22 protein-coding genes and 1 pseudogene are annotated in these 23,673 nt (G+C 72.9%); 11 read left to right on the forward strand and 12 right to left on the reverse strand.

Annotated features, from left to right (window positions below; translation table 11 throughout):
- Positions 1–23 precede the first annotated feature (23 nt).
- From ACFYOY_RS18750 to ACFYOY_RS18760, 3 genes are all read left to right on the forward strand, one after another.
- Entirely contained in the window at positions 24–806 is a 783-nt protein-coding gene (locus ACFYOY_RS18750) for an SDR family oxidoreductase (protein WP_351886008.1), read from the forward strand.
- A gap of 70 nt (positions 807–876) precedes the next feature.
- The gene (locus ACFYOY_RS18755; RefSeq protein WP_351886005.1) at positions 877–2,520 is read left to right on the forward strand and encodes an AMP-binding protein; all 1,644 of its coding nucleotides are present in this window, start codon (positions 877–879) and stop codon (positions 2,518–2,520) included.
- 30 nt (positions 2,521–2,550) lie between these two features.
- Positions 2,551–3,144 carry a TetR/AcrR family transcriptional regulator gene (locus tag ACFYOY_RS18760; protein ID WP_014059592.1) on the forward strand — a complete coding sequence of 198 codons (594 nt, stop codon included), beginning with the start codon at positions 2,551–2,553 and terminating at the stop codon, positions 3,142–3,144.
- 132 nt (positions 3,145–3,276) lie between these two features.
- Here ACFYOY_RS18760 and ACFYOY_RS18765 read toward each other — a convergent pair whose 3' ends face one another.
- The 3 genes from ACFYOY_RS18765 to ACFYOY_RS18775 all read right to left on the reverse strand — a co-directional run bounded on the left by ACFYOY_RS18765 (position 3,277) and on the right by ACFYOY_RS18775 (position 6,090).
- Complete coding sequence (locus ACFYOY_RS18765; RefSeq protein ID WP_351886001.1) at positions 3,277–4,491, reverse strand: acyl-CoA dehydrogenase family protein; 1,215 nt, start codon at positions 4,489–4,491, stop codon at positions 3,277–3,279.
- A gap of 7 nt (positions 4,492–4,498) precedes the next feature.
- On the reverse strand, positions 4,499–5,521 hold the full coding sequence (locus ACFYOY_RS18770; RefSeq protein ID WP_388588137.1) for a phosphotransferase family protein: 1,023 nt from the start codon (positions 5,519–5,521) through the stop codon (positions 4,499–4,501).
- A 164-nt stretch (positions 5,522–5,685) separates the two neighbouring features.
- Positions 5,686–6,090 (reverse strand): helix-turn-helix domain-containing protein, encoded by a 405-nt coding sequence (locus tag ACFYOY_RS18775; protein WP_351885995.1) that lies wholly within the window; start codon positions 6,088–6,090, stop codon positions 5,686–5,688.
- Between the two features lie 110 nt (positions 6,091–6,200).
- Here ACFYOY_RS18775 and ACFYOY_RS18780 point away from each other — a divergent pair, with 110 nt between their 5' ends.
- Entirely contained in the window at positions 6,201–6,854 is a 654-nt protein-coding gene (locus ACFYOY_RS18780) for an NAD(P)-binding domain-containing protein (RefSeq protein ID WP_351885992.1), read from the forward strand.
- 219 nt (positions 6,855–7,073) lie between these two features.
- Positions 7,074–8,000, forward strand: a complete 927-nt coding sequence (locus ACFYOY_RS18785) for an NADP-dependent oxidoreductase (RefSeq protein ID WP_351885989.1) — start codon at positions 7,074–7,076, stop codon at positions 7,998–8,000.
- A 506-nt stretch (positions 8,001–8,506) separates the two neighbouring features.
- Here the strand turns inward: ACFYOY_RS18785 and ACFYOY_RS18790 are convergent.
- From ACFYOY_RS18790 to ACFYOY_RS18805, 4 genes are all read right to left on the reverse strand, one after another.
- Positions 8,507–8,845 (reverse strand): DUF202 domain-containing protein, encoded by a 339-nt coding sequence (locus tag ACFYOY_RS18790; protein ID WP_351885986.1) that lies wholly within the window; start codon positions 8,843–8,845, stop codon positions 8,507–8,509.
- Between the two features lie 18 nt (positions 8,846–8,863).
- On the reverse strand, positions 8,864–9,229 hold the full coding sequence (locus ACFYOY_RS18795; RefSeq protein ID WP_093470166.1) for a YidH family protein: 366 nt from the start codon (positions 9,227–9,229) through the stop codon (positions 8,864–8,866).
- 89 nt (positions 9,230–9,318) lie between these two features.
- Complete coding sequence (locus tag ACFYOY_RS18800; protein ID WP_351885983.1) at positions 9,319–9,855, reverse strand: NUDIX domain-containing protein; 537 nt, start codon at positions 9,853–9,855, stop codon at positions 9,319–9,321.
- A gap of 29 nt (positions 9,856–9,884) precedes the next feature.
- Positions 9,885–10,583 carry a hypothetical protein gene (locus ACFYOY_RS18805; RefSeq protein WP_388588143.1) on the reverse strand — a complete coding sequence of 233 codons (699 nt, stop codon included), beginning with the start codon at positions 10,581–10,583 and terminating at the stop codon, positions 9,885–9,887.
- 274 nt (positions 10,584–10,857) lie between these two features.
- Here ACFYOY_RS18805 and ACFYOY_RS18810 point away from each other — a divergent pair, with 274 nt between their 5' ends.
- The 4 genes from ACFYOY_RS18810 to ACFYOY_RS18825 all read left to right on the forward strand — a co-directional run bounded on the left by ACFYOY_RS18810 (position 10,858) and on the right by ACFYOY_RS18825 (position 15,264).
- Positions 10,858–12,513 (forward strand): FAD-binding dehydrogenase, encoded by a 1,656-nt coding sequence (locus ACFYOY_RS18810; protein ID WP_351885978.1) that lies wholly within the window; start codon positions 10,858–10,860, stop codon positions 12,511–12,513.
- 122 nt (positions 12,514–12,635) lie between these two features.
- Entirely contained in the window at positions 12,636–13,370 is a 735-nt protein-coding gene (locus ACFYOY_RS18815) for a molybdopterin-dependent oxidoreductase (RefSeq protein WP_351885975.1), read from the forward strand.
- Positions 13,312–14,094 (forward strand): cytochrome b/b6 domain-containing protein, encoded by a 783-nt coding sequence (locus tag ACFYOY_RS18820; RefSeq protein WP_388588147.1) that lies wholly within the window; start codon positions 13,312–13,314, stop codon positions 14,092–14,094. Before ACFYOY_RS18815 ends, ACFYOY_RS18820 begins: the two co-directional genes overlap by 59 nt.
- A gap of 147 nt (positions 14,095–14,241) precedes the next feature.
- Positions 14,242–15,264 (forward strand): glycoside hydrolase family 6 protein, encoded by a 1,023-nt coding sequence (locus tag ACFYOY_RS18825; protein WP_351885972.1) that lies wholly within the window; start codon positions 14,242–14,244, stop codon positions 15,262–15,264.
- A 15-nt stretch (positions 15,265–15,279) separates the two neighbouring features.
- On the opposite strand, the gene ACFYOY_RS18830 is transcribed toward ACFYOY_RS18825, so the two are convergent.
- Positions 15,280–17,199, reverse strand: a complete 1,920-nt coding sequence (locus ACFYOY_RS18830; protein ID WP_351885969.1) for a glycosyltransferase family 2 protein — start codon at positions 17,197–17,199, stop codon at positions 15,280–15,282.
- A gap of 277 nt (positions 17,200–17,476) precedes the next feature.
- Here ACFYOY_RS18830 and ACFYOY_RS18835 point away from each other — a divergent pair, with 277 nt between their 5' ends.
- Positions 17,477–18,670 carry a glycosyltransferase gene (locus tag ACFYOY_RS18835; RefSeq protein ID WP_388588151.1) on the forward strand — a complete coding sequence of 398 codons (1,194 nt, stop codon included), beginning with the start codon at positions 17,477–17,479 and terminating at the stop codon, positions 18,668–18,670.
- A 65-nt stretch (positions 18,671–18,735) separates the two neighbouring features.
- Here the strand turns inward: ACFYOY_RS18835 and ACFYOY_RS18840 are convergent, their stop codons facing one another.
- From ACFYOY_RS18840 to ACFYOY_RS18850, 3 genes are all read right to left on the reverse strand, one after another.
- The gene (locus tag ACFYOY_RS18840; protein WP_351885963.1) at positions 18,736–19,686 is read right to left on the reverse strand and encodes a LysR family transcriptional regulator; all 951 of its coding nucleotides are present in this window, start codon (positions 19,684–19,686) and stop codon (positions 18,736–18,738) included.
- Between the two features lie 63 nt (positions 19,687–19,749).
- Positions 19,750–20,697 carry a DMT family transporter gene (locus ACFYOY_RS18845; RefSeq protein WP_351885960.1) on the reverse strand — a complete coding sequence of 316 codons (948 nt, stop codon included), beginning with the start codon at positions 20,695–20,697 and terminating at the stop codon, positions 19,750–19,752.
- A gap of 36 nt (positions 20,698–20,733) precedes the next feature.
- Positions 20,734–21,699, reverse strand: coding sequence for an AraC family transcriptional regulator (locus ACFYOY_RS18850; protein WP_351885957.1), 966 nt, complete (start codon positions 21,697–21,699; stop codon positions 20,734–20,736).
- 81 nt (positions 21,700–21,780) lie between these two features.
- On the opposite strand from ACFYOY_RS18850, the gene ACFYOY_RS18855 reads away from it, so the two are divergent.
- Positions 21,781–22,653, forward strand: coding sequence for an NAD(P)H-binding protein (locus ACFYOY_RS18855; protein ID WP_351885954.1), 873 nt, complete (start codon positions 21,781–21,783; stop codon positions 22,651–22,653).
- Positions 22,654–22,687: 34 nt separating this feature from the next.
- On the opposite strand, the pseudogene ACFYOY_RS18860 reads toward ACFYOY_RS18855, so the two are convergent.
- Positions 22,688–23,461: pseudogene (locus ACFYOY_RS18860) on the reverse strand (ATP-binding SpoIIE family protein phosphatase); the annotation flags it as partial.
- Between the last annotated feature and the right edge of the window lie 212 nt (positions 23,462–23,673).

Consider the following 23,673-nt stretch of genomic DNA (forward strand, 5'->3'; position numbering starts at 1 on the left):
GTCGATCCGAGGAGCTGCGAATCGTGGGTACCGTGCGTGGGGCGCGTGTTGTGGTCACCGGGGCGGGGGGTGGCATCGGCGCCGCGCTCGCCCGGCGCTTCGCCGCCGAGGGCGCCCAGGTCGTGGTCAACGACCTCGACGCCGCCAAGGCCGCCGCCGTCGCCGGGGAGATCGGCGCGACCGCCGTCCCCGGCGACGCCTCCGGCGTCGTGCCCGCGGCCCGTGAGGCGCTCGGCGGCGCCATCGACATCTTCTGCGCCAACGCGGGCGTCGGCCACGACGGCGGTCCCGAGGCCGACGAGGAGCTGTGGCAGCAGTCCTGGGACGTCAATGTGATGGCACATGTGCGGGCCGCCCGGGAGCTGCTGCCCGAGTGGCTGGAGCGCGGCAGCGGCCGCTTCGTCGCCACCGTCTCCGCCGCCGGGATACTCACCATGATCGGCTCGGCGCCGTACGCCGTCTCCAAGCACGCCGCACTCGCCTTCGCCGAATGGCTCTCCGCCACCTACCGCCACCGCGGTATCGGCGTCCACGCCGTCTGCCCGCAGGGGGTGCGCACCGACATGCTGACCGCCACCGGGACCGCCGGGGACCTGGTGCTGGCGCCCACCGCGATCGAGCCCGAGCAGGTCGCCGACGCCGTCCTCGCGGGCATCGAGGAGGAGCGCTTCCTGATCCTTCCGCACCCCGAGGTGGCCCGCCACTACGCGGCCCGCGCCGGCGACACCGACCGCTGGCTGGGCGGCATCAACAAGCTGCAGCGCAAGTTCGAGGAGCTCGAGGCGGCATCCGGGACCTCGGGCTGACCCCGCGGGTCCGCCGCTCCCGTACTCTCCGCACCACCACCCTCACCCCCGTCCAGACAGGGCCGCTCCCATGACCACGTACCAGGACCAGCCATGGCTCGCCCAGCTCACCGAGGCACAGCGCCGGAAGATCACCCCGCGGCCGAGTCCGCTGCACGCGTTCCGGGACGCCGTGCGCACTTCCCCCGGCCACCCGGCGCTCGCCTACTTCGACGGACGGCTGACCTACCGGGAGGTCGATGAGCTCTCGGACGGGATAGCCGGCCATCTCGCCGAGCGCGGCTTCGGGCCCGGCGACCGGATGGCGATCATGCTCCAGAACACCCCGCACTTCGTGATCGCGCTGCTGGGGGCGTGGAAGGCGGGCGGTACGGTCGTCCCGGTCAACCCCATGTACAAGGGCGCCGAGCTCGCACACATCCTCGGCGACGCCGAGGTGAGCGCCCTGGTCTGCTCCCGCCACGCCTGGGAGGACTACATCCGCGAGACGGCCGCCGCGTCCCCGGTGCGCATCGCGCTCACCGCCGACGCCCGTGAGCTCCAGACCCGCGACGACGAGCGGGTGCTGCGCGACAAGCCCCTCCCGGTCCCCGAGGACACCGAGGACCTCCTCGCCGCCGCCCGCGCCGGGGCCCGCCCGCCGTCCGTGCCCGCACCGCGCGCCGAGGACATCGCGCTGATCAGCTACACCTCCGGGACCAGCGGCACCCCCAAAGGGGCCACCAACACCCACGGCAACATCTCCTACAACGCCGACCGGCAGCACCTCCTCCACGAGCTGCCCGAAGGCTCGACGCTCTTCGCGCTGGCCCCGCTGTTCCACATCACCGGCATGGTCTGCCAGCTGTGTGCGTGCATATCCGGAGCGGGCACCCTGGCCCTGGCCTACCGCTTCGAGACCGGCGTCGTCCTCGACGCCTTCGCCGAGCACCGCCCCGCCTACACCGTGGGCCCCTCCACCGCCTTCATGGCGCTGATGGCCCACCCCGAGGCCGCCCGCGACCACTTCTCGTCCTTCCGGATCATCTCCTCCGGCGGCGCCCCGCTGCCGCCCGCGCTGGTCGAGCGGTTCCAGTCGGCCCTCGGCCCGTATCTGCACAACGGCTACGGGCTCACCGAGTGCACCGCGCCCTGCGCCAGCGTCCCGCCCGGCGTCCGCGCCCCCGTCGACCCGGTCTCCGGCACCCTCGCCGTCGGCGTCCCCGGCGCCGACACGGTCGTGCGCATCGTGGACGACGCCGGACAGGACGTGCCGTTCGGCGAGCAGGGCGAGATCGTCGTCCGCGGCCCGATGGTGGTGCCCGGCTACTGGCGGCGCCCGGAGGCCACCGCGGCCGCCCTCCCGGACGGGGAGCTGCGCACCGGCGACATCGGCTTCATGGACGAGGGCGGCTGGCTGTACGTGGTCGACCGCAAGAAGGACATGATCAACGCCTCGGGGTTCAAGGTGTGGCCGCGCGAGGTCGAGGACGTGCTCTACACTCACCCCGCCGTGCGGGAGGCGGCCGTCGTCGGCAAACCCGACGCGTACCGCGGCGAGACGGTCAAGGCGTATGTGAGCCTCCGACCGGAGGCCGAGGCCACACCGGACGAGCTGTCCGCGTACTGTGCGGAGCGGCTCGCCGCGTACAAGTACCCCCGCGAGGTGGAGATCCTGCCCGAGTTGCCCAAGACGACCAGTGGCAAGATCCTCCGGCGGGAACTGCGAGGATGAAAGAGAACAGGAAGAGAACGGGTGGCGACCATGGCCAAAACGACGGACGGTGACGGACAGCCGGTGCCACAGCGGCTGCTGGCGGCTGCCACCCGCCTGTTCGCGGAGCGCGGATACGACCGGACGTCCGTACAGGAGATCGTCGAGGCGGCGGGCGTCACCAAGGGCGCGCTCTACCACTACTTCGGCTCCAAGGACGATCTGCTCCATGAGATCTACGGCCGGGTGCTCCGGCTCCAGCAGGAGCGCCTGGACGCCTTCGCGGACGCCGACGCACCGGTGGAGCGGCGGCTGCGGGACGCGGCGGCCGATGTCGTGGTGACCACCATCGAGAACCTCGACGACGCCACCATCTTCTTCCGGTCGATGCACCAACTCAGCCCGGAGAAGCACAAGCAGGTGCGCGCCGAGCGGCGCCGCTACCACGAGCGGTTCCGCGCGCTGATCGAGGAGGGGCAGCGGACCGGGGTGTTCAGCTCCCGGACCCCGGCCGATCTGGTGGTGGACTACCACTTCGGCTCCGTGCACCACCTGGGCACCTGGTACCGGCCCGGCGGACCGCTGGGCCCCCAGGAGGTCGCCGATCACCTGGCCGACCTGCTGCTGCGCGCGCTGCGGCCGTAAAAGTCCGCAAACGCCGGACGGGCTGGAGAATCCAGCCCGTCCGGCGTTTGCGGATGCTGCGGGAAGGGGCGGGGTGGGGATCACCCCCGCCCGCCCCCACACGCACCGCTTCCGTTACACGCACCGCTTCCGTTACACGTACCGCTTCAACTCACGTCGCGCCAGCGACCGTTGGTGCACCTCGTCCGGCCCGTCCGCCAGCTGCAGCGTGCGCGCGGCCGCCCACAGCTCGGCCAGCGGGAAGTCCTGGCTCACCCCGCCCGCGCCGTGCAACTGCACCGCCCGGTCCAAAATCTGAACCACCGTGCGCGGCGTCGCGATCTTGATGGCCTGGATCTCGGTGTGCGCCTCGCGGTTGCCCACCGTGTCCATCAGCCAGGCCGTCTTCAGCACCAGCAGCCGCAGCTGCTCGACCGCCACCCGGGCGTCCGCGATCCACTCATGGACCTGGCCCTGCTGGGCGAGCGCCTTGCCGAAGGCCGTACGGTCCACCGCCCGCCGGCACATCAGCTCGATACCGCGCTCGGCCATGCCGATCAGCCGCATGCAGTGGTGGATCCGGCCGGGGCCGAGACGGGCCTGGGCGATGGCGAAACCGCCGCCCTCCTCGCCGATGAGGTTGCTCACCGGCACCCGCGCCCGGTCGAAGACCACCTCGGCGTGGCCGCCGTGGTAGTGGTCCTCGTAGCCGTACACCCGCATCGCCCGCCGCACCTCGACGCCCGGGGTGTCGCGCGGCACCAGCACCATCGACTGCTGACGGCGCACATCGGCGCCCTCCGGGTCGGTCTTGCCCATCACGATGAAGATCTTGCAGTCGGGGTTCATCGCCCCGGAGATGTACCACTTGCGCCCGGTGATGACGTAGTCGTCGCCGTCGCGCTCGATCCGGGTCTCGATATTGGTCGCGTCGGACGAGGCGACCTCCGGCTCGGTCATCGCGAAGGCCGACCGGATCTCCCCCGCGAGCAGCGGCTCCAGCCACTGCTTGCGCTGCCGCTCGTCGCCGAACTGGGCGAGCACCTCCATGTTGCCGGTGTCGGGGGCGGCGCAGTTCAGGGCCGTGGGGGCCAGCTGGGGGCTGTGGCCGGTGATCTCCGCGAGCGGGGCGTACTGCAGATTGGTCAGCCCCGCGCCGTACTCGTCGTCGGGCAGGAAGAGGTTCCACAGCCCCTGCCGGCGGGCCTCGGTCTTGAGCTCCCCGACGACCGCCGGGGTCAGCCACGGGGAGTCCAGAGCCGCGCGCTGCTCCTCCGCGACCGCCTCCGCCGGATGGACATGCTCGTCCATGAAGGCGAGCAGCTTGGCGCGCAGCTCTTCGGTCCGGGCGTCGAATGCGAAGTCCATGACGGGATCAGCTCTCCTCGAGGGTGGTGAGGCCGTGGTCGATGAAGGCGGGGACGATGTCGCCGATGCGGTCGAAGCCCGCGCCGACGGTCTGGCCGAGGGTGTAGCGGTAGTGGATGCCCTCGAGGATCACCGCGAGTTTGAAGTAGGCGAAGGCGGTGTACCAGGACACGCCGCTCACATCGCGCCCCGAACCCTCGGCATAGCGCTGGATCAGCTCGTCCGTGGCGGGGTGGCCGGGGGCGCCCTGGGTGGAGGAGATGGGGGAGTCGGCGAGATTCGGATGACCGCTGTACATCACGATCAGTCCGAGGTCGGTCAGCGGATCGCCGAGGGTGGACATCTCCCAGTCCAGGATCGCCGTGATCCGGTCGTCGGCGTTCACCAGGACGTTGTCCAGGCGGTAGTCGCCGTGGACGACCGTGGGCACGGGGGAGGCCGGCAGCGCCTTGGCGAGCCGGGTGTGCAGCTCGTCGATCCCGGACAGCTCACGGCTGCGCGAGGCCGCCAGCTGCTTGCCCCAGCGGCGCAGCTGCCGCTCCAGGAACCCCTCCGGACGCCCGAAGTCGCCGAGCCCGACCTCGGCCGGGTCCACGGAGTGCAGCGTCACGAGCGTGTCGACGAGGGAGAGGACGACCTCCCGGGTGCGCTCCGGGCCGATGCCGGCGAGCTGCTCGGCGGTGCGGTACGGGGTGCCCTCGACGAACTCCATGACGTAGAAAGGCGATCCGGCCACCGACTCGTCCTCGCACAGCAGCACCGGCTCCGGCACCGGCACGGCAGTCGGGTGCAGGGCGCTGATCACCCGGTGTTCCCGCGCCATGTCATGGGCGGTGGCGAGCACATGGCCCAGCGGCGGCCGGCGGACGACCCAGCGGGAAGTGCCGTCGGTGACGGTGTAGGTGAGATTCGAACGGCCGCCTTCGATCAGCTCGGCGCTCAGTGGCCCGCGCACCAGTCCCGCGCGTTCGCGGTCGAGGTGGGCGCGGAGCCGATCGAGGTCGAGCCCTGGGGGATTGCCTGCGTTCATCGAACCTCTTCCTGGGTTTCCTCGGTACTTCTCGGTACTACGCACAGCCGCTCGGTCAGGGGAGCGGGCGAACCGTTCCGCAACATGATGCCGACCAGTCGGTATGTAGTCCAGTGCGGGTCCGTTGCCGGGCACATCGGGGCCGCGGCCCGGAGGGCTCGGAACTACCGCCCCCGCCCCCGCCCGGCCCGCTCCTCGGCCCGCTCCTGGGCCTCGACCACCGCCTCCCCGTACTCCACCGACCAGGCACCGAGCGCCTCGACCGGCCCCAGCAGGGTCTCCCCGAGCGGGGTCAGCGCGTACTCGACCCGGGGCGGCGCCTCCGCGTACCGGTGCCGCTCCACCAGCCCGTCGCCCTCCAGGCGGCGCAGGGTGTCGTTGAGCACCTTCGGGCTGATGCCGCCGATCGCCTCGCGCAGCTCGCCGGGGCGGCGCGGCCCCTCCCGCAGCCCGAAGATCACGACGGCGGTCCAGGTGCGGGCCAGCAGATCGAAGCCCAGCCGCGCCCGGCAGTCGGCGATGAATCCCTCCGGTGCGAGGGGCCGCGGTGTCGTCGCCGGTTCACTCACTGATGACCTCCTGACCGCCGTCCTAGCGCATCCGTCGCACACCGCGCGGTGTGCGACGGACTTCCTAGTGTCCTTCCCCATCGGCAGGCGATAACGAGGAGGAGGCCGCGATGCGGATCGGAGTGCTGGGCACGGGCACGATGGCGGACGCGCTGGGGACCCAGTGGGCGCGGGCGGGGCACGAGCTGTTCATCGGCGGCCGCTCGCGGCCGAAGGCGGCGGCGCTGGCCGCCCGGATCGGCCACGGCGCGCGGGCGGGGAGTCTGCGCGAGGCCGCCGGATTCGGCCAGGTGACGCTGCTGGCGGTGGCGTACGAGGGCGTCGAGGCGGCCCTGGAGGCGGCGGGCGCGGCCGAGGGCACGCTGAGCGGCCGGGCGCTGATCGACTGCACCAACGCGGTCGTCCCCGGGCACTTCACCCTCGCCACCGACGGCGGCCCGGGCATGGCCGAGCGGATCGCCGCGCGGGCCGTCGGGGCGCGGGTCGTGAAGGCGTTCTGCCACTGCTCGGACGCGGTGTGGCGGATGACCCCGCCGGTCTTCGCCGACGGGCCGCTGGCGGTCCCGCTGTGCGGGGACGACGACAAGGCCCTGGAGGCCGTACGCACGCTGGTCCGCGACATGGGCTGTGTACCGCTGGACGCCGGGGGCCTGGAGCGGGCCCGCCTGCTGGAGTCCACCGTCGCGTTTCTGCTCGGCTTCTGGTTCGGCGGGGTGGAGCCACGGGCCGCGCTGCCGCCGCTGGCCGCGCAGAGCCCGGCGTAGCGCCGGGGTAGCGGCCGGGGCGGTGCGGATTTGCGCCTGCGGTGGGGGAGCAGGAGCGTCGAAGGGGAGGAGCGGGGCAAGGAGAACGCGAGAGCCGCGAGGAGCTGCGAGAACCGCGAGAACGCGAGAGCCGCGAGAACGCGAGAGCCGCGAGGAGCCGCGAGGAGCTGCGAGAACCGCGAGAACCGCGAGAACGCGAGAGCCGCGAGGAGCGCCACCATGAAGGCCATCACCTACCGCCGCTACGGCGGCCCCGAGATCCTGGAGTACGGGGAGCGGCCGGAGCCGAAGGTCGGCCCCGACTCCGTCCTGATCAGGGTCAGGGCCGCCAGCGTGAACCCCGTCGACTGGAAGGCGCAGGCCGGATACCTCGAACCGGTCCTGGACGCGGTCTTCCCGGTGATCCCCGGCTGGGACGTCTCCGGGGTCGTGGAGCGGCCCGGCCCCGCGGTGACGGAGTTCCGGCCCGGCGACGAGGTGATCGGCTACGTAAGGGAGGACTTCCTCTCCCGGGGCACCTGCGCCGAGTACGTGGCGGCGCCCATCCGCACCCTCGCCCGCAAACCGCGGAACCTCTCCTTCACCCAGGCCGCGGGCATCCCGCTGGCGGGCCTGACGGCCTACCAGTCGCTGGTCCGGGCGCTGAGGGTCGGCGAGGGCGACACCGTCCTGGTTCACGCGGCGGCGGGCGGGGTCGGCTCGATGGCGGTCCAGCTGGCCCGGCACATGGGCGCCCGCGTGATCGGCACCGCGGGCGAGCGCAACCACGAATATCTGCGCGCGCTCGGCGCGGAGCCGACCACGTACGGGGAGGGCCTCGCCGACCGGGTCCGCGCCCTCGCCCCGAACGGGGTGGACGCCGCGCTCGACCTGGTCGGCGGCGACGCGCTCACCGTCTCCGGCGAGCTCCTCGCCCCCGAAGGCCGCCTGGCCTCCATCGCCGACCCCGCCGTCCTCGGCCTCGGCGGCCACTACGTCTTCGTCCGCCCCGACCCCGACGACCTCCAGGACCTCACCGACCTCGCCGAGCGCGGCGCCCTCGGCGTCGAGGTCGCCGCGGTCTTCCCCCTCCAGAAGACGGCGGACGCCCAGCGCCTCAGCATGGAGGGTCACGCCAGGGGCAAGATCGCCATCGCGGTGGACTGACAGTGGCCTGAGCGATCTGGGGAACACCCCGGTCGGCGGGCCCTTCGGCCGAGTGCGGGCCGGGCGCCTGCGGCGGGCGGAGCCTCCACCCCGCCCCTTCCCGAAACAAGGGGCTTCGCCCCGGACCCCGGGGGGCTCGGCCCCCGAACCCCGGTCGGGCGCTGGGACACCGACGGGAGTACGGCCTGGCCCCCTTCGGGCTTGGTCCCTGCCCTCAGTGGCGTATGGCGCCGGTGCCGTCCGGTGGCGGCGGACGCCGGACGGCACCGCGAGCGCGGGGTGGGCCTCGCCCTGGGGCCTGCGGGGGTGGGGGCGTGGCTCGGTCGGGATCCGGGGCAGGGCCTCGGAGGGGGCCAAGGGGCGGGACCCCTTGTGTCGGGAAGGGGCGGGGTGGGGAACTTCGCCCGCCGCAGGTGCCCCCATCCCGCACTTGGCCCCCCGCACTGGCTACCTGCCCCCATCCCCGCAGCCGAGGGGCGAGGGCGCGGGCCGGTCCTCAGGTGGCCTCAGCGAAGCATCGCCGCTCCCAGGACGGCCAGGGCGAGGGTGCAGCCCACCGCGGCCACGGCCGCCCGCGGGGACAGGGCGGGCGGACGTGGCATGCGCATGGCCCGGATGCGGCGGTGGGCCAGTGCCAGGAAGGCCAGCCAGGCCACCACCACCAGGGCCAGGACCACGAGCGAGGCCGGGTCGATACCGCCGTGCAGGGTCTGCCGGCCCGCGAGCGAGGCGGCCACCGCGCACGCCAGCGTCGTACGCCGCCAGGCCAGCCGCGTCCGCTCCGGCTGGAGCCCGGGGTCCCGGTCCCGCGTTCGTGGTCCGTGCGTCCCCTTCCCCTCCGGCATCGCCTCACACCTCCCGGGTCACCCGCCCCACCCGAAGGCGGCCACGATCACCATCAGCAGCGCGACCACCCCGACCGCGAGCCCCAGCACCACCGGGAAGCGGGACATCGGCAGGTCCTCGCCCCGCCGCATGGCCCGCTCGCAGCGCACCCAGTGGCTGATGGCCCGCAGGGCGCACAGCGCGCCGCCCGCCAGCAGGACGAGCGCCAGCGCGAGCCGCAGCGGCCGGGCCGTCTCCGGGAGGAACTGGTCGACCGCGAATCCGCCGCCCACCAACGCCATCGCGGTGCGCAGCCAGGCGAGGAAGGTCCGTTCGTTGGCGAGTGAGAAGCGGTAGTCGGGGGTGCCGCCCTCCTCCCGCAGCCGCTCGGGCGCGAACCACAGCCGTACGTCCGACGCCGCCGAGGCGAGACCGCCGCCACGCGGCTCGGCCGGCTGCGCAGGCTTCGAAGGCCCGGGCCCGGAGGATTCGGTCACGCTTCGACCCTCTCACGGCGCCACTCCGTCAGCCGCCGGTACGCCTCCCGCCCGTCCGGCACCCACTCCCACTCGGGCAGCCGCCGGGTCAGCTCCTCCTCGGTGAGAAAGGCGTGCCAGGCGACCTCCTGGGCCTGCGGATCGACCGGCAGCTCGCAGCGCACCTCGTAGACGCGGCTCCACCAGGTGTGCTCGGGCGTCTCGTAGAGGAACGAGAACAGCGGTACGGGCGCGGGCAGCCCCCGCACCCCCAGCTCCTCCTCCGCCTCGCGCAGCGCCGCCTCGTCATAGCCCTCGCCCGCGCCGACGACCCCGCCGACGAACATGTCGTAGAGCGAGGGAAAGACCAGCTTCTCGGCGGTGCGGCGATGGACGAAGACGCGGCCCTGGGCGTCCCGGGCCTGGATGAAGACGCAGCGGTGCCGGAGCCGGTGGGCGATGGCGTCACCGCGTCGGGCCTGGCCGACCACGCGGTCCCGCTCGTCCACGATGTCGAGTAGTTCGTTGGCGGAAAGCGGTTCCTGATCAGGCATACCGCCATACAAGCAGATCGCGGGCGCGGTCAGCGCCGGTGGCCACCGCCGTAGTCGCCCCCGTAGCCGTTTCCGCCGCCATAGCCGCCGTCGTACCCGCCTCCATAGCCTTCCCCGTAACCGCCACCCTGGCCCTGCCCCGGCGTGTACGGCCCGGAGCCGCCGTTCTCGCCGCGCTGCCGTTCCTGCTGCTGCTCGGCCCAGCGGTCGAACGCCTCCACCGCGTCCTGCCAGTCGTCGTACTGCCCCGGCCCCCGGGACGACCAGCCCGGCCAGGACGGCGTGGAGCGGCCCTTGCCGGCGGACGGGGTCCGGGGCTTGTCCGGTGTGGAGTCGGCTGCCGGGGCCTGAGCCGCGGGCTGGGCGGCGGGCGGCTGCGGCTTGGGCTTCTCGGCGCGCGCACCGCGCAGCGGGGTGTCGCCCACCGCCGCCTCGGCGTACGGGACGGCATGGCTCTCCGGCTCGTCCGGGACGGCCGTCGAGGTGTCGTGTCCGGAGGCGGCCGTCGCCTCACGGGCGTCCTTGCTCATGAGCATGAAGAGGGCGGTGGCGGCGCCGGTGGCCGACAGCAGAATCGCCCCGGCGGCCGCCTTACGGCGGTTGTCCACCGGGCGGCGGCGGGCGTGCCGGGGCCCGATCACCTCGCCGCGGAGCACCTGTGCCTCGTCCGCGGGTGGCCCGGATTGGAGGGGCTGCGGGCCGGGGGTGACGAGCGTCGGGTTCACCACGCGACGTTCCACCTCGGGCGTCGGCCCTGAATGCTCAACGGAGCGGTCAGCCATGGTCGATGATGATGCACGGTTGCCCTAACCGTGTCCAATCTCGGTGAACGATTGTGACCTTCTGTTCTACGTCGAGGTTTCGCGGGGGGAGTTGGCGGGCCGGAAGCGGCCGGAAACCGCTCCCACAGCCCGGGTTGACGCCGTACTGGGCGGTAGGCAGGATCGCGGTCATGACGCCGTCGGCGGGCGTCGGCGGGCTCACGAGAACGGACACCACACCATGGCGTACGACGCGGACGTGATCGTGGTCGGCGCGGGGCTCGCGGGCCTCGCGGCCACCGCCGAACTGGCCGACGCCGGCCGTAAGGTGATCCTGCTCGACCAGGAGCCGGAGCAGTCGCTCGGCGGCCAGGCCCACTGGTCCTTCGGCGGTCTCTTCCTCGTCGACTCACCCGAGCAGCGCCGCCTGCGTATCCGCGACAGCCATGAACTCGCCTGGCAGGACTGGCTGGGCACGGCCGGGTTCGACCGCGAGGAGGACCACTGGCCGCGCCGCTGGGCCGAGGCGTACGTGGACTTCGCGGCGGGCGAGAAGCGGTCCTGGCTGCACGCCCAGGGGCTGCGGCTGTTCCCGCTCGTCGGCTGGGCCGAGCGCGGCGGATACGACGCGACCGGCCACGGCAACTCCGTGCCCCGCTTCCACATCACCTGGGGCACCGGCCCCGGCATCGTCGCCCCCTTCGAGCGGCGGGTGCGGGCGGCGGCCGCCCGCGGCCTGGTCGAGCTGCGCTTCCGGCACCGGGTGACGGGGCTGGCCCGCAGCGCGGGCACGGTCGACACCGTCACCGGCGACATCCTGGAGCCCAGCGACGCCGAGCGCGGCGCCCCCAGCGGCCGCGAGGTCGTCGGCGCCTTCGAACTGCGCGCCCAAGCCGTGATCATCACCTCCGGCGGGATCGGCGGCAACCACGACCTGGTCCGCGCCAACTGGCCCGAGCGGCTGGGCTCCCCGCCCGAGCGGATGATCTCCGGGGTCCCGGCCCATGTGGACGGCCATATGCTCGGCATCGCCGAGGCGACCGGCGGCCGCATCATCAACCGCGACCGGATGTGGCACTACACCGAGGGCATCGAGAACTGGAACCCCATCTGGCCCCGGCACGGTATCCGCATCCTGCCCGGCCCGTCCTCCCTGTGGTTCGACGCACGCGGCAAGCGGTTGCCGGTGCCGCTGTTCCCCGGCTTCGACACCCTCGGCACGCTCGAGCACATCATGCGGACCGGCTACGACTACACCTGGTTCGTGCTCACCCGGAAGATCATCGAGAAGGAGTTCGCGCTCTCCGGCTCCGAGCAGAACCCGGACCTCACCGGCAAGAGCATCCGCGATGTGATCGGCCGCGGCCGGGCCGGTGCCCCGGGCCCGGTCCAGGCGTTCATGGACCACGGCGCGGACTTCATCGTGGAGCGGTCGCTGACGACGCTGGTCCGGCGGATGAACGAGCTCACCAAGGAGCCGCTCATCGACGAGGAGGGGCTGCGGCGGGAGATCGTCGCCCGCGACCGCGAGATCGCCAACCCCTACACCAAGGACCTCCAGGTCACCGCCCTGCGCGGCACCCGCAAGTATGTGGCCGACCGGCTGATCCGCACCGCCGCCCCGCACCGCATCCTCGACCCGAAGGCGGGTCCGCTGATCGCCGTGCGCCTGAACATCCTGACCCGCAAGACGCTCGGCGGCCTCGAGACGGACCTCTCCTCCCGCGTCCTGACCGAGGGCGGCGAACCGCTGCCCGGCGTCTACGCGGCGGGTGAGGCGGCGGGCTTCGGCGGCGGGGGAGTGCACGGCTACCGCTCCCTGGAGGGCACCTTCCTGGGCGGCTGCCTCTTCTCGGGCCGTACGGCGGGCCGCGCGGCGGCCAAGGCGGTGGGGTAGACCCGGGGTGTGGCTCCCGGGCTCCCGGGCTCCCGGGCTCCCGGGCTCCGGAGTCTTACCGAAGTCTGACGAATCCCCGGCGGATATGGCGCACCACCCCCGCCCGGTGCTCTTATCGACCCATGGACCCCAACACCGGTGCCGGATCCGACGGCCACGGCGCCCCCGTCGGCCGGCGCCTCGTCCTCGGCATGCTCGGCCTCGGCGCCGGCGCGATGGCCGCGGCCCCCTGGCTGCAGGGCCGCCTGGAGGCCGCCCTGGGCGCGGTGGCCGACAAGGACCCGACGGGGGTGACCGGACTCCTCCCCAACGGCGGGGGATTCCGCTACTACTCCGTCACCTCCTCCGTGCCCCACAAGGACGCGGGCAACTACCGCCTCACCGTCGGCGGACTCGTCGACAAGCCCGCCGAGTACCGCCTCGCCGATCTGCGCGCGCTCCCGCAGACCCGCCTCGTCCGCGATGTCCAGTGCGTCACCGGCTGGCGGGTGCCCGAGACCCCGTTCGAGGGGGTGCGGCTGTCGACGCTGCTCGACGCCGCCGGGGTGCGTCCGCAGGCCAAGGCCGTCCGCTTCACCTGTTTCGACGGCGCGTACAGCGAGAGCCTGACCCTCGATCAGGCGCGGCGCGCTGACGTCCTGGTCGCGCTGAAGCTGCGGGACAAGCCGCTGGGACACTCCCACGGCGGTCCGGTGCGGCTGTATGTGGCGCCCATGTACTTCTACAAGTCGGCGAAATGGCTCTCCGGCATCACCGTCACCGACGAGGTGCGGCCCGGCTATTGGGAGGACCGGGGCTATGACGTCGACGCCTGGGTCGGCAGATCGAACGGACGCGACGATGACCCCACCGCCTGAGCAGACGACCCCACCCTCCGAGCGGACGATGACCGCAACGTCGCGAGCAGGGGACCGGGACGGGTCGCGGGTGCGCCGGTTCAGCCCCGCCGAGCGCTGGATCCACCGCACCACGGCCCTCCTGCTGGGCGTGTGTGTGCTCAGCGCGGCCTGTCTCTATCTGCCCGAGCTCGCCGAACTCGTCGGCCGGCGCGCCCTCGTCGTCACCGTCCATGAGTGGAGCGGCATCCTGACGCCCCTCCCGGCCCTGCTCGGGCTCGCCTCCCGCGCCTTCCGCGCCGACCTCACCCGGCTCAACCGCTTCGGCCCGCACGACCGCCGCTGGCTGCGCGCGGCGCTGCGCCGCGACCACCGGCGACAGGAGCGCCCGGCGGGGAAGTTCAACGCCGGGCAGAAGCTGTACGCCGGGTATATCGCGGGCGCGGTGATGGTGATGGCGGGCACCGGGCTGCTGATGTGGTTCACCGATCTGGCCCCGCTGGTGTGGCGCACCAGCGCCACCTTCGTCCACGACTGGCTGGCGCTGGCCATCGGCATCGTCCTGCTCGGCCACATCGGTAAGGCGTTCGCCGATCCGGAGGCCCGGCGCGGGATGCGCACGGGCCGGGTCGAGCGGGCGTGGGCGGCCCGTGAGCATCCGCTGTGGCGTACGGACGAGGACACCGCGGACGGCCACCAGGACGCGGGGCACGACACCGGAGACCACGAACACCGCGTCGGCTGAGCCCTAGCCGCGCGCCACGTCCGCCGAACCAGCGGCCACGGACGCCGCGTACCGCTGGACCAATAGCCACGCGCCACATCCGCTGAACCAGTGGCCACGAGCGCCACGTCCGCTGAACCCATGACACCCGGTGCCATGATGCGTCGCATGCGCGAGAAAGGTGCAACAAAGACCGTTATGCGGCTTGGGGTGCATGTCGCCCTGTGCGCCGTGGCGATGCTTCCGCTGAGCGGCTGCCGCATGTTCGACTCCCCGCTGCGGCGGGGCGGGCTCTGGGTGAATCCGGACAGCCCGGCCGCCCGGCAGGTCCGTGAGCGGCAGGACCAGGGAAAGAACCGCGACGCCGCGCTCATCCGGCGGATCGCTCAGCAGCCGGTCGCGGAGTGGCTCGGCCCCGCGCCGCCCCGTGAACGGGTCCGCTTCATCACCGAATCCGCGGCGCGGACCGGGTCCACCCCGGTCCTGGTCGCCTATCACATCCCGTACCGCGACTGCGGACGGTACTCGGCGGGCGGAGCGCGGAGCAGCCGGGCCTACCGGCGCTGGATCGAGCAGATCACCCTGGGCATCGGCGACCGCAAGGCGATCGTCGTCCTGGAACCCGATGCGGTGGCTCAGCTCGTCGACGGCTGCGTACCGGCCAGGCTGCGTACCGCCCGGCTGGCGATGCTGCGCGACGCGGTCGCCATGTTCGCCGCCCTGCCCCACGTCCGGGTGTACGTGGACGCGGGGAACCCGGGCTGGATCAAGAATCCCGACCGGCTGGTGCGGCCGCTGCGCGAGGGCGGTATCGAGCAGGCGGACGGCTTCGCGCTGAACGTCTCCAACTTCCAGCCGACCCGGCCCACCGAGGCGTACGGCCACCGGCTCTCCGCCGCCCTCGACGGCGCCCACTTCGTCATCGACACCAGCCGCAACGGCAACGGCCCGCTGCGGCTCCGCGGCGCGGCCCGGCACGGCATCCGGGCCCGGGACTCCTGGTGCAATCCGCCGGGGCGGGCGCTGGGCGAGCGGCCCAGCACCACCACCGGGGACCGCCTCGTGGACGCCTATCTGTGGATCAAGCGGCCGGGAGAGTCCGACGGAACCTGCAACGGCGGCCCTCCGGCGGGCCACTGGTGGACCGAGTACGCGCTCGATCTGGCCCGTAACGCCCCCCGCCGGCACTAGCCGCCCGGCCGCCGGTCACAGCGCGCAGACCGGCGCCTTTTCCTTGTCCTCGTTCTTGCTCTTGTTCTTCTTGTTCTTCGCTTTCGGGACCGCACAGGGGCTGGCCGCGTCGCGCGCCGTCGGCACCGTTCCGCGCGCCGGGCGCTTCCGGCCGCGGCGCAGCAGCCCCACCGACCAGATCGCCACCGGCGCCAGACACAGCGCGAGGGCGAGCACCGCCCAGGTCCGCATCACCGCATGGGCGTGCCCGAGGAAGAACGAGGCGACCAGAGAGGAGCCGAACACCCCGGCCCACAGCAGATGGATACGGAACGTGGAGAGCCGGTCGGGGCTGGACGAGTCGCCCTTGGGCGTGACCACGAACCGGCTGGTGCGGCGCAGCGCCGCGTCGCACAGCGACTTGGCGTAGATCGGGGCCGACAGCGCCGAGAGCAGCATCCCGGACAGCCCGCCGGAGCCCTCCGGCTCATGCGGGGAGACGTTGTGCCGCCGGTTCCAGATGTACAGCCCGATCTGCAGCATGGCCGCGTCGCTGTAGAGCATCATCCACATCTCGGCGGGGATGTGGATCCCGGCCGCGCCCAGCACCAGGAACAGCGCACACGACAGCGCGGAGAGGACCCAGTTGAGCGCGGTCATCGGGTAGTACGCGATCATCAGCGAGTAGTTGAGCAGCTTGCCCGGCGACAGGGTGAACGGGCCCTTCCAGAACTGCTTGAGCACGGTCTCGTAGGTGCCGCGGCTCCACCGCATCTGCTGGGTGAAGAAGTCCGTCCAGGTACTCGGCCCCTCGCCGACCGCGAGCACATCGGGGGTGTAGACCGAGCGCCACTTCTTGCTCGTGGCGGGGTTGCGGTGGCGGTGCAGCTCGAAGCCGGTGGCCATGTCCTCGGTGATCGAGTCGTACAGCCCGCCGATCGAGCGCAGCGCGCTGATCCGCACCGCGTTGTTGGTGCCCACGAACATCGGGCCGCCATAGGCGTTTCCGGCGCGCTGGATCAGCGCGTGGAAAAGGAACTGCTGGCTTTCGGCGGCCTTGGTGACCGGGGTGTCGTAATTCCCGTAGACCTGCGGGCCGACAACAAAGGCGATATCCGGATCCCGGAAGTAACCCAGCATGCGCTCCAGGAAGTTGGGCAGCGGCACATGGTCGGTATCCACACACGCCATGAATTCATATGCGTCGCCATGCGCGTCCAGCCAGGCGTTGTAATTCCCGTGCTTGGTCCTCGCCCGGAAAGCACCCTTCGGCTGATTCCACTTCTCGATGCCCTTGCGGGAGAAGTGCCGTACGCCAAGCCGTGCGCACAGCGCCTTGACCTCCTCGTCGTCCCCCTCGTCCAGCAGCCACACATCCAGCGGCCCGGTGTGCCGGATCCGCACCGCCCCCTCCAGCGTGGCCCGGACCATCGCGATCGGCTCCTTGCCGGGCACGAAGCTGGTCAGGAACGCCACCCGCGTCCCCGGCTCGGCCACCACCGGCACCGGATCCCGCGCCACCAGCGTCGCATGGGCGTTGGAGACGACCGTGAACAGGCGAAAGCCCTCGATCAGCGCGATCGAGACCAGCATCGCGAGGTCCGCCGCCCGCTGCCACCACGGCGCGTAGGCGCGCTCCAGCCAGTGATCGGGGTGCAGCAGCCACAGCAGGAGCAGCGCCGAGCACACCGGCGCCGCGCACAGCAGCAGCGCGGCACGGATCCGGTGCGGCTCCTGCGCCAGCAGACTCCGGCAGCGCACCCGGTAGGGGCGGTCCGTGGGGGCGTTGGTCAGCGGGCCCGCCAGTTCGCTGTACCGCTTGTACTCGTACACCGAGGCGGAACGGCGGTGCGGGACGCGGGAATCCGACGCGGTACGCGCGGGCGGCGGCCCGGCGGATACGGCGTGTGCGGTAGCTTTCCGGGGGGAATCTCTGACGGGGGTCGGTGCAGACATCTGGGCACTCCCGCGGGGCTGGCTCGAACCGAATGGCGCGTCGCGATGACCCATATGGGCCATATTCTTCAGGTCATCGCGCGAGATGAGAAGGTAACAATCCCATGGGGACTGGCCGTGCACATCGGATATTCGGCGCGCCTTTGTTGACGGCCCGTAAGGCATCCACTCCGACGGCCCAGCGGTGCGCGTCTTACGTGATTTACATCCCGCCGTCTGGCAGGGTCGGCACCGATCGAAGCCCATCGGAATACGGAGGATGGGGCGCAGTCGCCCGATGAGAGTCCTGCACATCATCTCCCGCCTCGGGGCCGGAGGAGCCGAACAGCAACTGAGGCTGCTGCTGCGCCATTTGCCGGTGCGCTGTGACGTCATCGCCCTCTCGGGCCCCGGCGCCACCGCGCACGGCATTCGCGCGGACGGCATCCCGGTCACCCATGTGCCCCTGGGCGCCGGGCGCGAGCGGCAGCTCACCACGGTGCCCAGGCTGGTGCGGATCATCCGCTCCGGCGGCTACGACCTGGTACACACCCATCTGTACCGGGCGTGTGTGCTCGGCCGGATCGCCGCCCGGCTGGCGGGGGTGCGGGCGGTCATCGCCACCGAACACAGCCTGGGCGAGCGGCGGATCGACGGCCGACCGCTCACGGCCGCCCTCCGCGCCCGCTATCTCGCCGCCGAGCGGCTGGGCTCGGCCACCGTCGCCGTCTCGGCCGCCGTCGCCGACCGGCTGCGCGACTGGGGCGTGCCCAACCCCCGGATCCATCTGGTGCCGAACGGGATCGACGCCCGCCACTTCCGCTTCGAACCGGCCGCCCGGGCGGCCGCCCGCGCCCGTCTCGGCCTCCCCGACCGGGCCTTCGTGGTCGGCGGGGTCGGCCGCCTGGTGGCGGACAAGCGGTTCGACGTGGCGGTGCGGGCCGTCGCCGAGGTGCCGGACACCCGGCTGCTGCTGGTCGGCGAGGGCCCCGAGCGCCCCGCCCTGGAGGACCTGGCCGCCCGGCTCGGCGTCGCCGACCGGGTGCGGCTGCTGGGTGAGCGCGACGGCGCGGTGGCCCCGCCGGACGACCGGCCCGCGGGGCTCCCCGGACTGCTGGCCGCCATGGACGTCCTGGTCTCGCCGTCCACCGAGGAGGCGTTCGGCCTCGCGGCCCTGGAGGGGCTCGCGGCCGGGCTGCCGGTGCTGCACACCGTCTGCCCCGCCCTCGACGAGCTCCCCGCCGGTGCCGTCCCCGGCGCCCGCCGCATCGCCCCCGGCCCGGCCGCCCTCGCCGCCGCCCTGCGCCGACAGACCGCCGCGGGCCCGCTGCGCTTCCCGGTCCCGGACGCCATCGACCGCTACGACATCGCCCGCGGCGCCCGCCGCCTGATGGACCTCTACGACCGCGCCACCACCTGCGGGCCGGACGGCTGTCTGCGGGTGTCACCCATCAGCCGCCGCATGCCGCGGCGCGGCGCGCCTGCGGGCTGAGAGGGCTCGCGGGTTGAGGCGGCCCTCGCGCCGTACCGACGCCGTCCCTTGCCGCAGGCGGGGAATCAATCGCCTCGCGCGGCCTCGCCGCGGTCGTCATCAGGCCCCGGGGCCAGATCACGGAGCAGCTCCAGCACATGCCGCAGGCCGGGGCGGTTGCCGGTGCCCGCACGGCCGACGGTGAAGACGGTCCGGGAGACGGGATGGACCAGCGGATGCAGGCTGACGGGCGCGATGGTGTCCGGTAGCGCCATTCGGGGCACCAGGGCGGCACCGGCTCCCGCGGCGACCAGGGCCGTCAGCACGGCGAAATCGCCGCTGCGCACCCGGATGTCCGGGACGAACCCGGCGGCGCCGCAGGCGCGCTGGATCATCTCGTAGCAGGAGGTCTCCGGGCCGGGCGTCAGCCACGGCAGATGCGACAGCCGCGACAGATCCGCGGGCTGCCCGGCCGCAAGGCCCAGTGCGTCGGCCTGGCGGGGCTCCAGGGCGAGCAGCACCGGTTCCTCCATCAGGACGGCTTGTTCGCAGGTGGCGGGGAAGCTGCGTGGCAGCACGGTGTAGCTGTGCACCAGGGCCAGGTCCGTTGAGCGCTTGCGCAGCTCGTCGAGGGCGTGGTCGGGCTCCTGGACGGAGAGCCGCAGCGAGAGATCGGGGGCGGTGTCGGACTCGGCGAGGCGCTGCCACAGGGGCGCGATGAGGGTGCGGGCGGCGGAGGCGAAGGCGGTGATCCGCACGATGCCCTGCCGACCGCTCTGCAGGGCGGCCAGGCTGGACTCGGCCGCCGCGAGTTCCGCCAGGATGATTTCGGCGTGGGCCACCAGCAACTCCCCGGCCGCGGTCAGCCGCAGGGTGCGCCCCTGCTTCTCCACCACGGGCGTGCCCGCCTCCTTCCGCAGGGCGGCGAGGTGCTGGGAGACGGCCGGTGGGGTCAGGTGCAGGGCCTCCGCGGTGGCCGCGATGGTTCCGTAGGCGGCGAGGTGCTGGAGGATGCGCAGCCGGCGTACGTCAAGCACGGAGGGCTCCTTGCTCGGATCGGAGTGGGGGCGTGGCAACGCCCGGGATGCCCTGGCGCACCGTCACCGTGTCAGGGTGCGCCGGTCGGCCCGCTCGGCGGTGCCCTCGGACGCGTCCACGTCCACGCTGCCGGAGGAGCGCCGGTCCGCCGTACGCCGGTTGATCAGGATCACCCCCGCGACGCTGACCGCTCCGCCGACCAGCTCGATGGCGTGGGGCACCTCGCCCAGCCAGAGGAACGAGACGGCCAGGGCCACCGGCGGCACCAGGTAAAGCGCCGCCGTGGAGGCCGCGAGCGGCAGCCGCGCGACGGCGTGGGCCCAGATGACGAAGCCGAGCGCGGAGGGCAGCAGGCCCAGATAGAGCGCGGAGAGCAGCGCGCCGGCCGGTGCGTGAACGGCCGCGTGCCAGGTGGCGGGGATCAGCGGCAACGCGAAGAGGGTGCCCGTGACCATCGCGTAGGTGGCGACCTCCAGGCCGGTGTAGCGGCGCAGCAGGGGCTTGGACGAGAAGTGGTACACCCCCTGCACCACGGCGGCCGCCAGCACCACGAGAGCGGAGACACTGAATCCGCTGGTGCCCTCGGCCAGGCTGACGATGGCCGCGCCCGCCAGCGCGATGACGCTGCCGACGACGATGCGACGGCTCATCCGCTCCCCGAGGAACACGGTGCCCAGCAGCACACTGAACACGGGAGCGACCGAGATCAGCAGACTCGCGGTCCCGGCCTCCACATGCACCTCGCCCCAGTTGAGCAGCACCTGATAGGCGGTCATGCCCGTGGCCCCGCACAGGGCGATCATCGGCAGGTCACGACGGCGCGGCAGGCGTACCTTTGTGAACGGCGCCACCAGCATCAGCGCGAGGGCCGCGACCCCGAGCCGCAGAAACGACAGCCCGGCCACCCCCAGCCCGTCGATGCCGACCCGGATGGCGGGAAAGGCAGAGGCCCACAGCACGACGGTGCCGGCCAGGGCGAGAAAACGGGGAGAGGCGATGCGCGGGAACATGCCTTCAGCGTCCCCGCCCCCACAGCGAAAATCGAGTTAGCTTTTATTGCCGAAAGCATTAGCCGCACTTAATGCCGCCTCGCGGTACGCCCGCGGGCTGAGGCCGCGCTCGCGCGTGAAGGCGGCGCTGAGGGCGAACGCGCTGCCGTAGCCCACCCGCCGGGCCACCGCCGCCAGGGTGCTCCCCGGGTCCCGGAGCAGATCCGCCGCGAGCGCCAGCCGCCAGCCGGTCAGATACGCCATGGGCGGCTCGCCCACCAGCGTGGTGAAGCGACGGGCCAGCGCCGCACGCGAGACCCCCGTCCCGGCGGCGAGCCCGGCCACGGTCCATGGATGGGCCGGGTTGTTCTGCAACAGCCGCAGGGCACGGCCCACCACCGGGTCGCCCAGCGCCCGGTACCAGCCCGGCGCCCGGGCCTCCGGCCGGGAGAACCAGGCCCGCAGTACGGAGATCAGCAGCAGATCCAGCAGCCGGTCCAGGACCGCCTCCTGCCCGGTCTCGTCCCTGACGATCTCCTCGCCGAGCCAGGGCATCAGCGGGCAGTCCCACACCTCGCCGTCCAGCGCCAGCAGCGGGGGCAGCGCGTCCAGCAGCCGCCCGCTGATCTCCCCGTCCAACTGATAGGTGCCGATGAGCATCGTGGCCGAGCCATCCGGGCTGTTGCCCCAGGTGCGCACCCCCAGCGCCATCGCCTCGGCCAGATCCGCGCCGTCCGCCGTGCGGCACACCTCACCGGGGAGGATCCACGCCTGCGGCGTGGTGGCGGGGTCGTCGGCGACCGTGTACGGAGCGGGGCCGCGCGCGATGGCCACGTCCCCCGGGCGCAGCCGCACCGCCTCGCCCTCGTCCGGCACCACCCATGCCTCACCGCGCGCCATGGTCATCACGCACAGCGGGGCCCGGTCCTCGATCCGTACTGCCCAGGGCGGCTCCATCACGGCCCGCAGCAGAAAGGCCCCCCGGGCCCGCGGGCCGTCCAGCAGACTCGCCAGCGCGTCCATGGCGCACAGCGTAGACGCTCGCTTATGCGGCCGAGCCTCTCGGCCATGGCCCGTCTCACCGCCCGCGAGTTGACTGGCCGTATGACGACACAGCACACGGAAACACAGCACGCGCAGGCACAGCCCACCGCCCCCGCGACCGTCCTGGTGCTCGGCGGCACCGGCAAGACCGGCCGCCGGGTCGCGGACCGGCTGATCCGGGCCGGGCACCCGGTGCGGATCGGCTCCCGGTCCGGCGAGACGCCGTTCGACTGGGAGGATCCGCGCACCTGGGAGCCCGCGCTGGACGGCGCCGCCGCGGCGTACCTCGCCTACTATCCCGACGTCTGCGACCCGGGTGCCGCCACCGCCCTCCGCGCCTTCGCCGAACGGGCGGCCGGGAGCGGCACCCGGCGGCTGGTGCTGCTCTCCGCCCGGGGCGTGGAGGCCGCGCTGCCCGCCGAGGAGGCGGTGCGGGTGCCGGGCGTGGAGTGGACCGTGCTGCGGGCGAGTTGGTTCTTCCAGAACTTCGACGAGGGCATCTTGCGAAGCGGTGTGCTCGACGGGGAGATCGTCTTCCCGGCCGGGGACGTCGAGGAGCCCTTCGTGGACGCCGACGACATCGCCGAGGTCGCGGTCGCGGCGCTGACCGGGGACGGACACGCGGGCCGGAGCTACGAGATCACCGGGCCGAGGCTGCTGACCTTCGCCGAGGCGGCCGCGGAGATCGCCGGGGCGACGGGCCGCGCGGTGCGCTATGCGCCGGTCCCCGCCGAGGAGTACGGGGCCGCGCTGGTGCGCGACCACGGGCTGCCGGACGAGCTGGGGGCGTTTCTGACCGACCTGTTCGCCACCTTGCTGGACGGGCGCAACGCCCGTCTGGGGGACGGCGTCCACCGCGTCCTGGGCCGTGCGCCCCGGGACTTCGCCGACTACGTCCGCGAGACCGCCGGGAGCGGCGCCTGGGCCGACTGAAGCGCGACGGACAGCCGCGGCCCGCCGGGGGGCAGGGGAGTGGCTGTGCGGTGCAGATGCACTTGCCGGTGGACGTGTAGCGGGTGCCCCAGCGCTGGGAGAGGGCCGAGACCAGCTGGAGCCCGCGCCCGCCCTCGTCGGTCTCCGAGGCATGGCGGATCCGGGGTGTGGTCAAAGAGCCGTCGGTCACCTCGCAGATCAGCTCCTCGCTGCGCAGCAGCCGCAGCCCGAACGGGCCCCTGCCGTGCCGGATCGCATTGGCGACCAGCTCGCTGACCAGCAGCTCCGCGATGGGGGTGAGCGGCGTCAGTTCCCAGCGGGTCAGCTGGTCCCGGACGTGATCGCGTGCCTCGCCCGCGGCGATCGGCCCTTCGGACAGCGGCCATGCGGCGACATGGTCGGAGGCGAGCGCATGGGTGCGGGCGACGAGCAGCGCCGTGTCATCGTCGGTGAGCTGCTTCTCCGGCAGCAACTCGGCCAGCACCTCGTCGCACAGCCGCTCCAGCGACGCGCGCTGGCGCCGGTCTCCGTCGCGCAGGGCGTCCCCCGGGCCGGGCGCGCGGGCCGCGCCGGCCAGCGCGCTCGCCAGATGCCGCATCCCGCGGTCGATGTCCCGGGCGGCGGATTCCACCAGACCGTCGGTGTACAGCACCAGCAGGCTGCCCTCCTCCAAAGTCACCTCGGTGGTCTCGAACGGCGGCCGGGCCGCGCCCAGCGGTGGATCGGGGGCGCCGCCGGCGAAGCGGACCGGGTGGCCGGGGCATACGACGGCCGGCGGTGGATGTCCGGCGCTGGCGAAGACGCAGGAGGCGTTGGCCGCGGGCCGGGACCGCGTCGATGTGGGCCAGCCGGGAGGCGAGCGTCTCGTAGTTCACCCGCCAGCCGGGGAAGTGCGGCCACGCCTCCTCGCCGGTGCGCTCCATCGGACAGCCGTAGGTGCGCATCCGTTCCACCCCGTGCAGGAAGTCCTCGTAGCCGGGCCGCACCGGATCCTCCGGGCGCGGGTCGGCGCCGTACGGG

Source organism: Streptomyces sp. NPDC007875 (assembly GCF_042868035.1).
GTDB lineage: Bacteria > Actinomycetota > Actinomycetes > Streptomycetales > Streptomycetaceae > Streptomyces > Streptomyces antimycoticus.

Bases quoted from the DNA above. Each gene is read 5' to 3' on its own strand.
- ACFYOY_RS18755 (WP_351886005.1), top strand. From the start codon at position 877: ATGACCACGTACCAGGACCAGCCATGGCTCGCCCAGCTCACCGAGGCA.
- ACFYOY_RS18760 (WP_014059592.1), top strand. From the start codon at position 2,551: ATGGCCAAAACGACGGACGGTGACGGACAGCCGGTGCCACAGCGGCTG.
- ACFYOY_RS18765 (WP_351886001.1), bottom strand. From the start codon at position 4,491: ATGGACTTCGCATTCGACGCCCGGACCGAAGAGCTGCGCGCCAAGCTG.
- ACFYOY_RS18770 (WP_388588137.1), bottom strand. From the start codon at position 5,521: ATGAACGCAGGCAATCCCCCAGGGCTCGACCTCGATCGGCTCCGCGCC.
- ACFYOY_RS18780 (WP_351885992.1), top strand. From the start codon at position 6,201: ATGCGGATCGGAGTGCTGGGCACGGGCACGATGGCGGACGCGCTGGGG.
- ACFYOY_RS18785 (WP_351885989.1), top strand. From the start codon at position 7,074: ATGAAGGCCATCACCTACCGCCGCTACGGCGGCCCCGAGATCCTGGAG.
- ACFYOY_RS18790 (WP_351885986.1), bottom strand. From the start codon at position 8,845: ATGCCGGAGGGGAAGGGGACGCACGGACCACGAACGCGGGACCGGGAC.
- ACFYOY_RS18800 (WP_351885983.1), bottom strand. From the start codon at position 9,855: ATGCCTGATCAGGAACCGCTTTCCGCCAACGAACTACTCGACATCGTG.
- ACFYOY_RS18810 (WP_351885978.1), top strand. From the start codon at position 10,858: ATGGCGTACGACGCGGACGTGATCGTGGTCGGCGCGGGGCTCGCGGGC.
- ACFYOY_RS18815 (WP_351885975.1), top strand. From the start codon at position 12,636: ATGGACCCCAACACCGGTGCCGGATCCGACGGCCACGGCGCCCCCGTC.
- ACFYOY_RS18820 (WP_388588147.1), top strand. From the start codon at position 13,312: ATGACGTCGACGCCTGGGTCGGCAGATCGAACGGACGCGACGATGACC.
- ACFYOY_RS18825 (WP_351885972.1), top strand. From the start codon at position 14,242: ATGCGCGAGAAAGGTGCAACAAAGACCGTTATGCGGCTTGGGGTGCAT.
- ACFYOY_RS18830 (WP_351885969.1), bottom strand. From the start codon at position 17,199: ATGTCTGCACCGACCCCCGTCAGAGATTCCCCCCGGAAAGCTACCGCA.
- ACFYOY_RS18835 (WP_388588151.1), top strand. From the start codon at position 17,477: ATGAGAGTCCTGCACATCATCTCCCGCCTCGGGGCCGGAGGAGCCGAA.
- ACFYOY_RS18845 (WP_351885960.1), bottom strand. From the start codon at position 20,697: ATGTTCCCGCGCATCGCCTCTCCCCGTTTTCTCGCCCTGGCCGGCACC.
- ACFYOY_RS18850 (WP_351885957.1), bottom strand. From the start codon at position 21,699: ATGGACGCGCTGGCGAGTCTGCTGGACGGCCCGCGGGCCCGGGGGGCC.
- ACFYOY_RS18855 (WP_351885954.1), top strand. From the start codon at position 21,781: ATGACGACACAGCACACGGAAACACAGCACGCGCAGGCACAGCCCACC.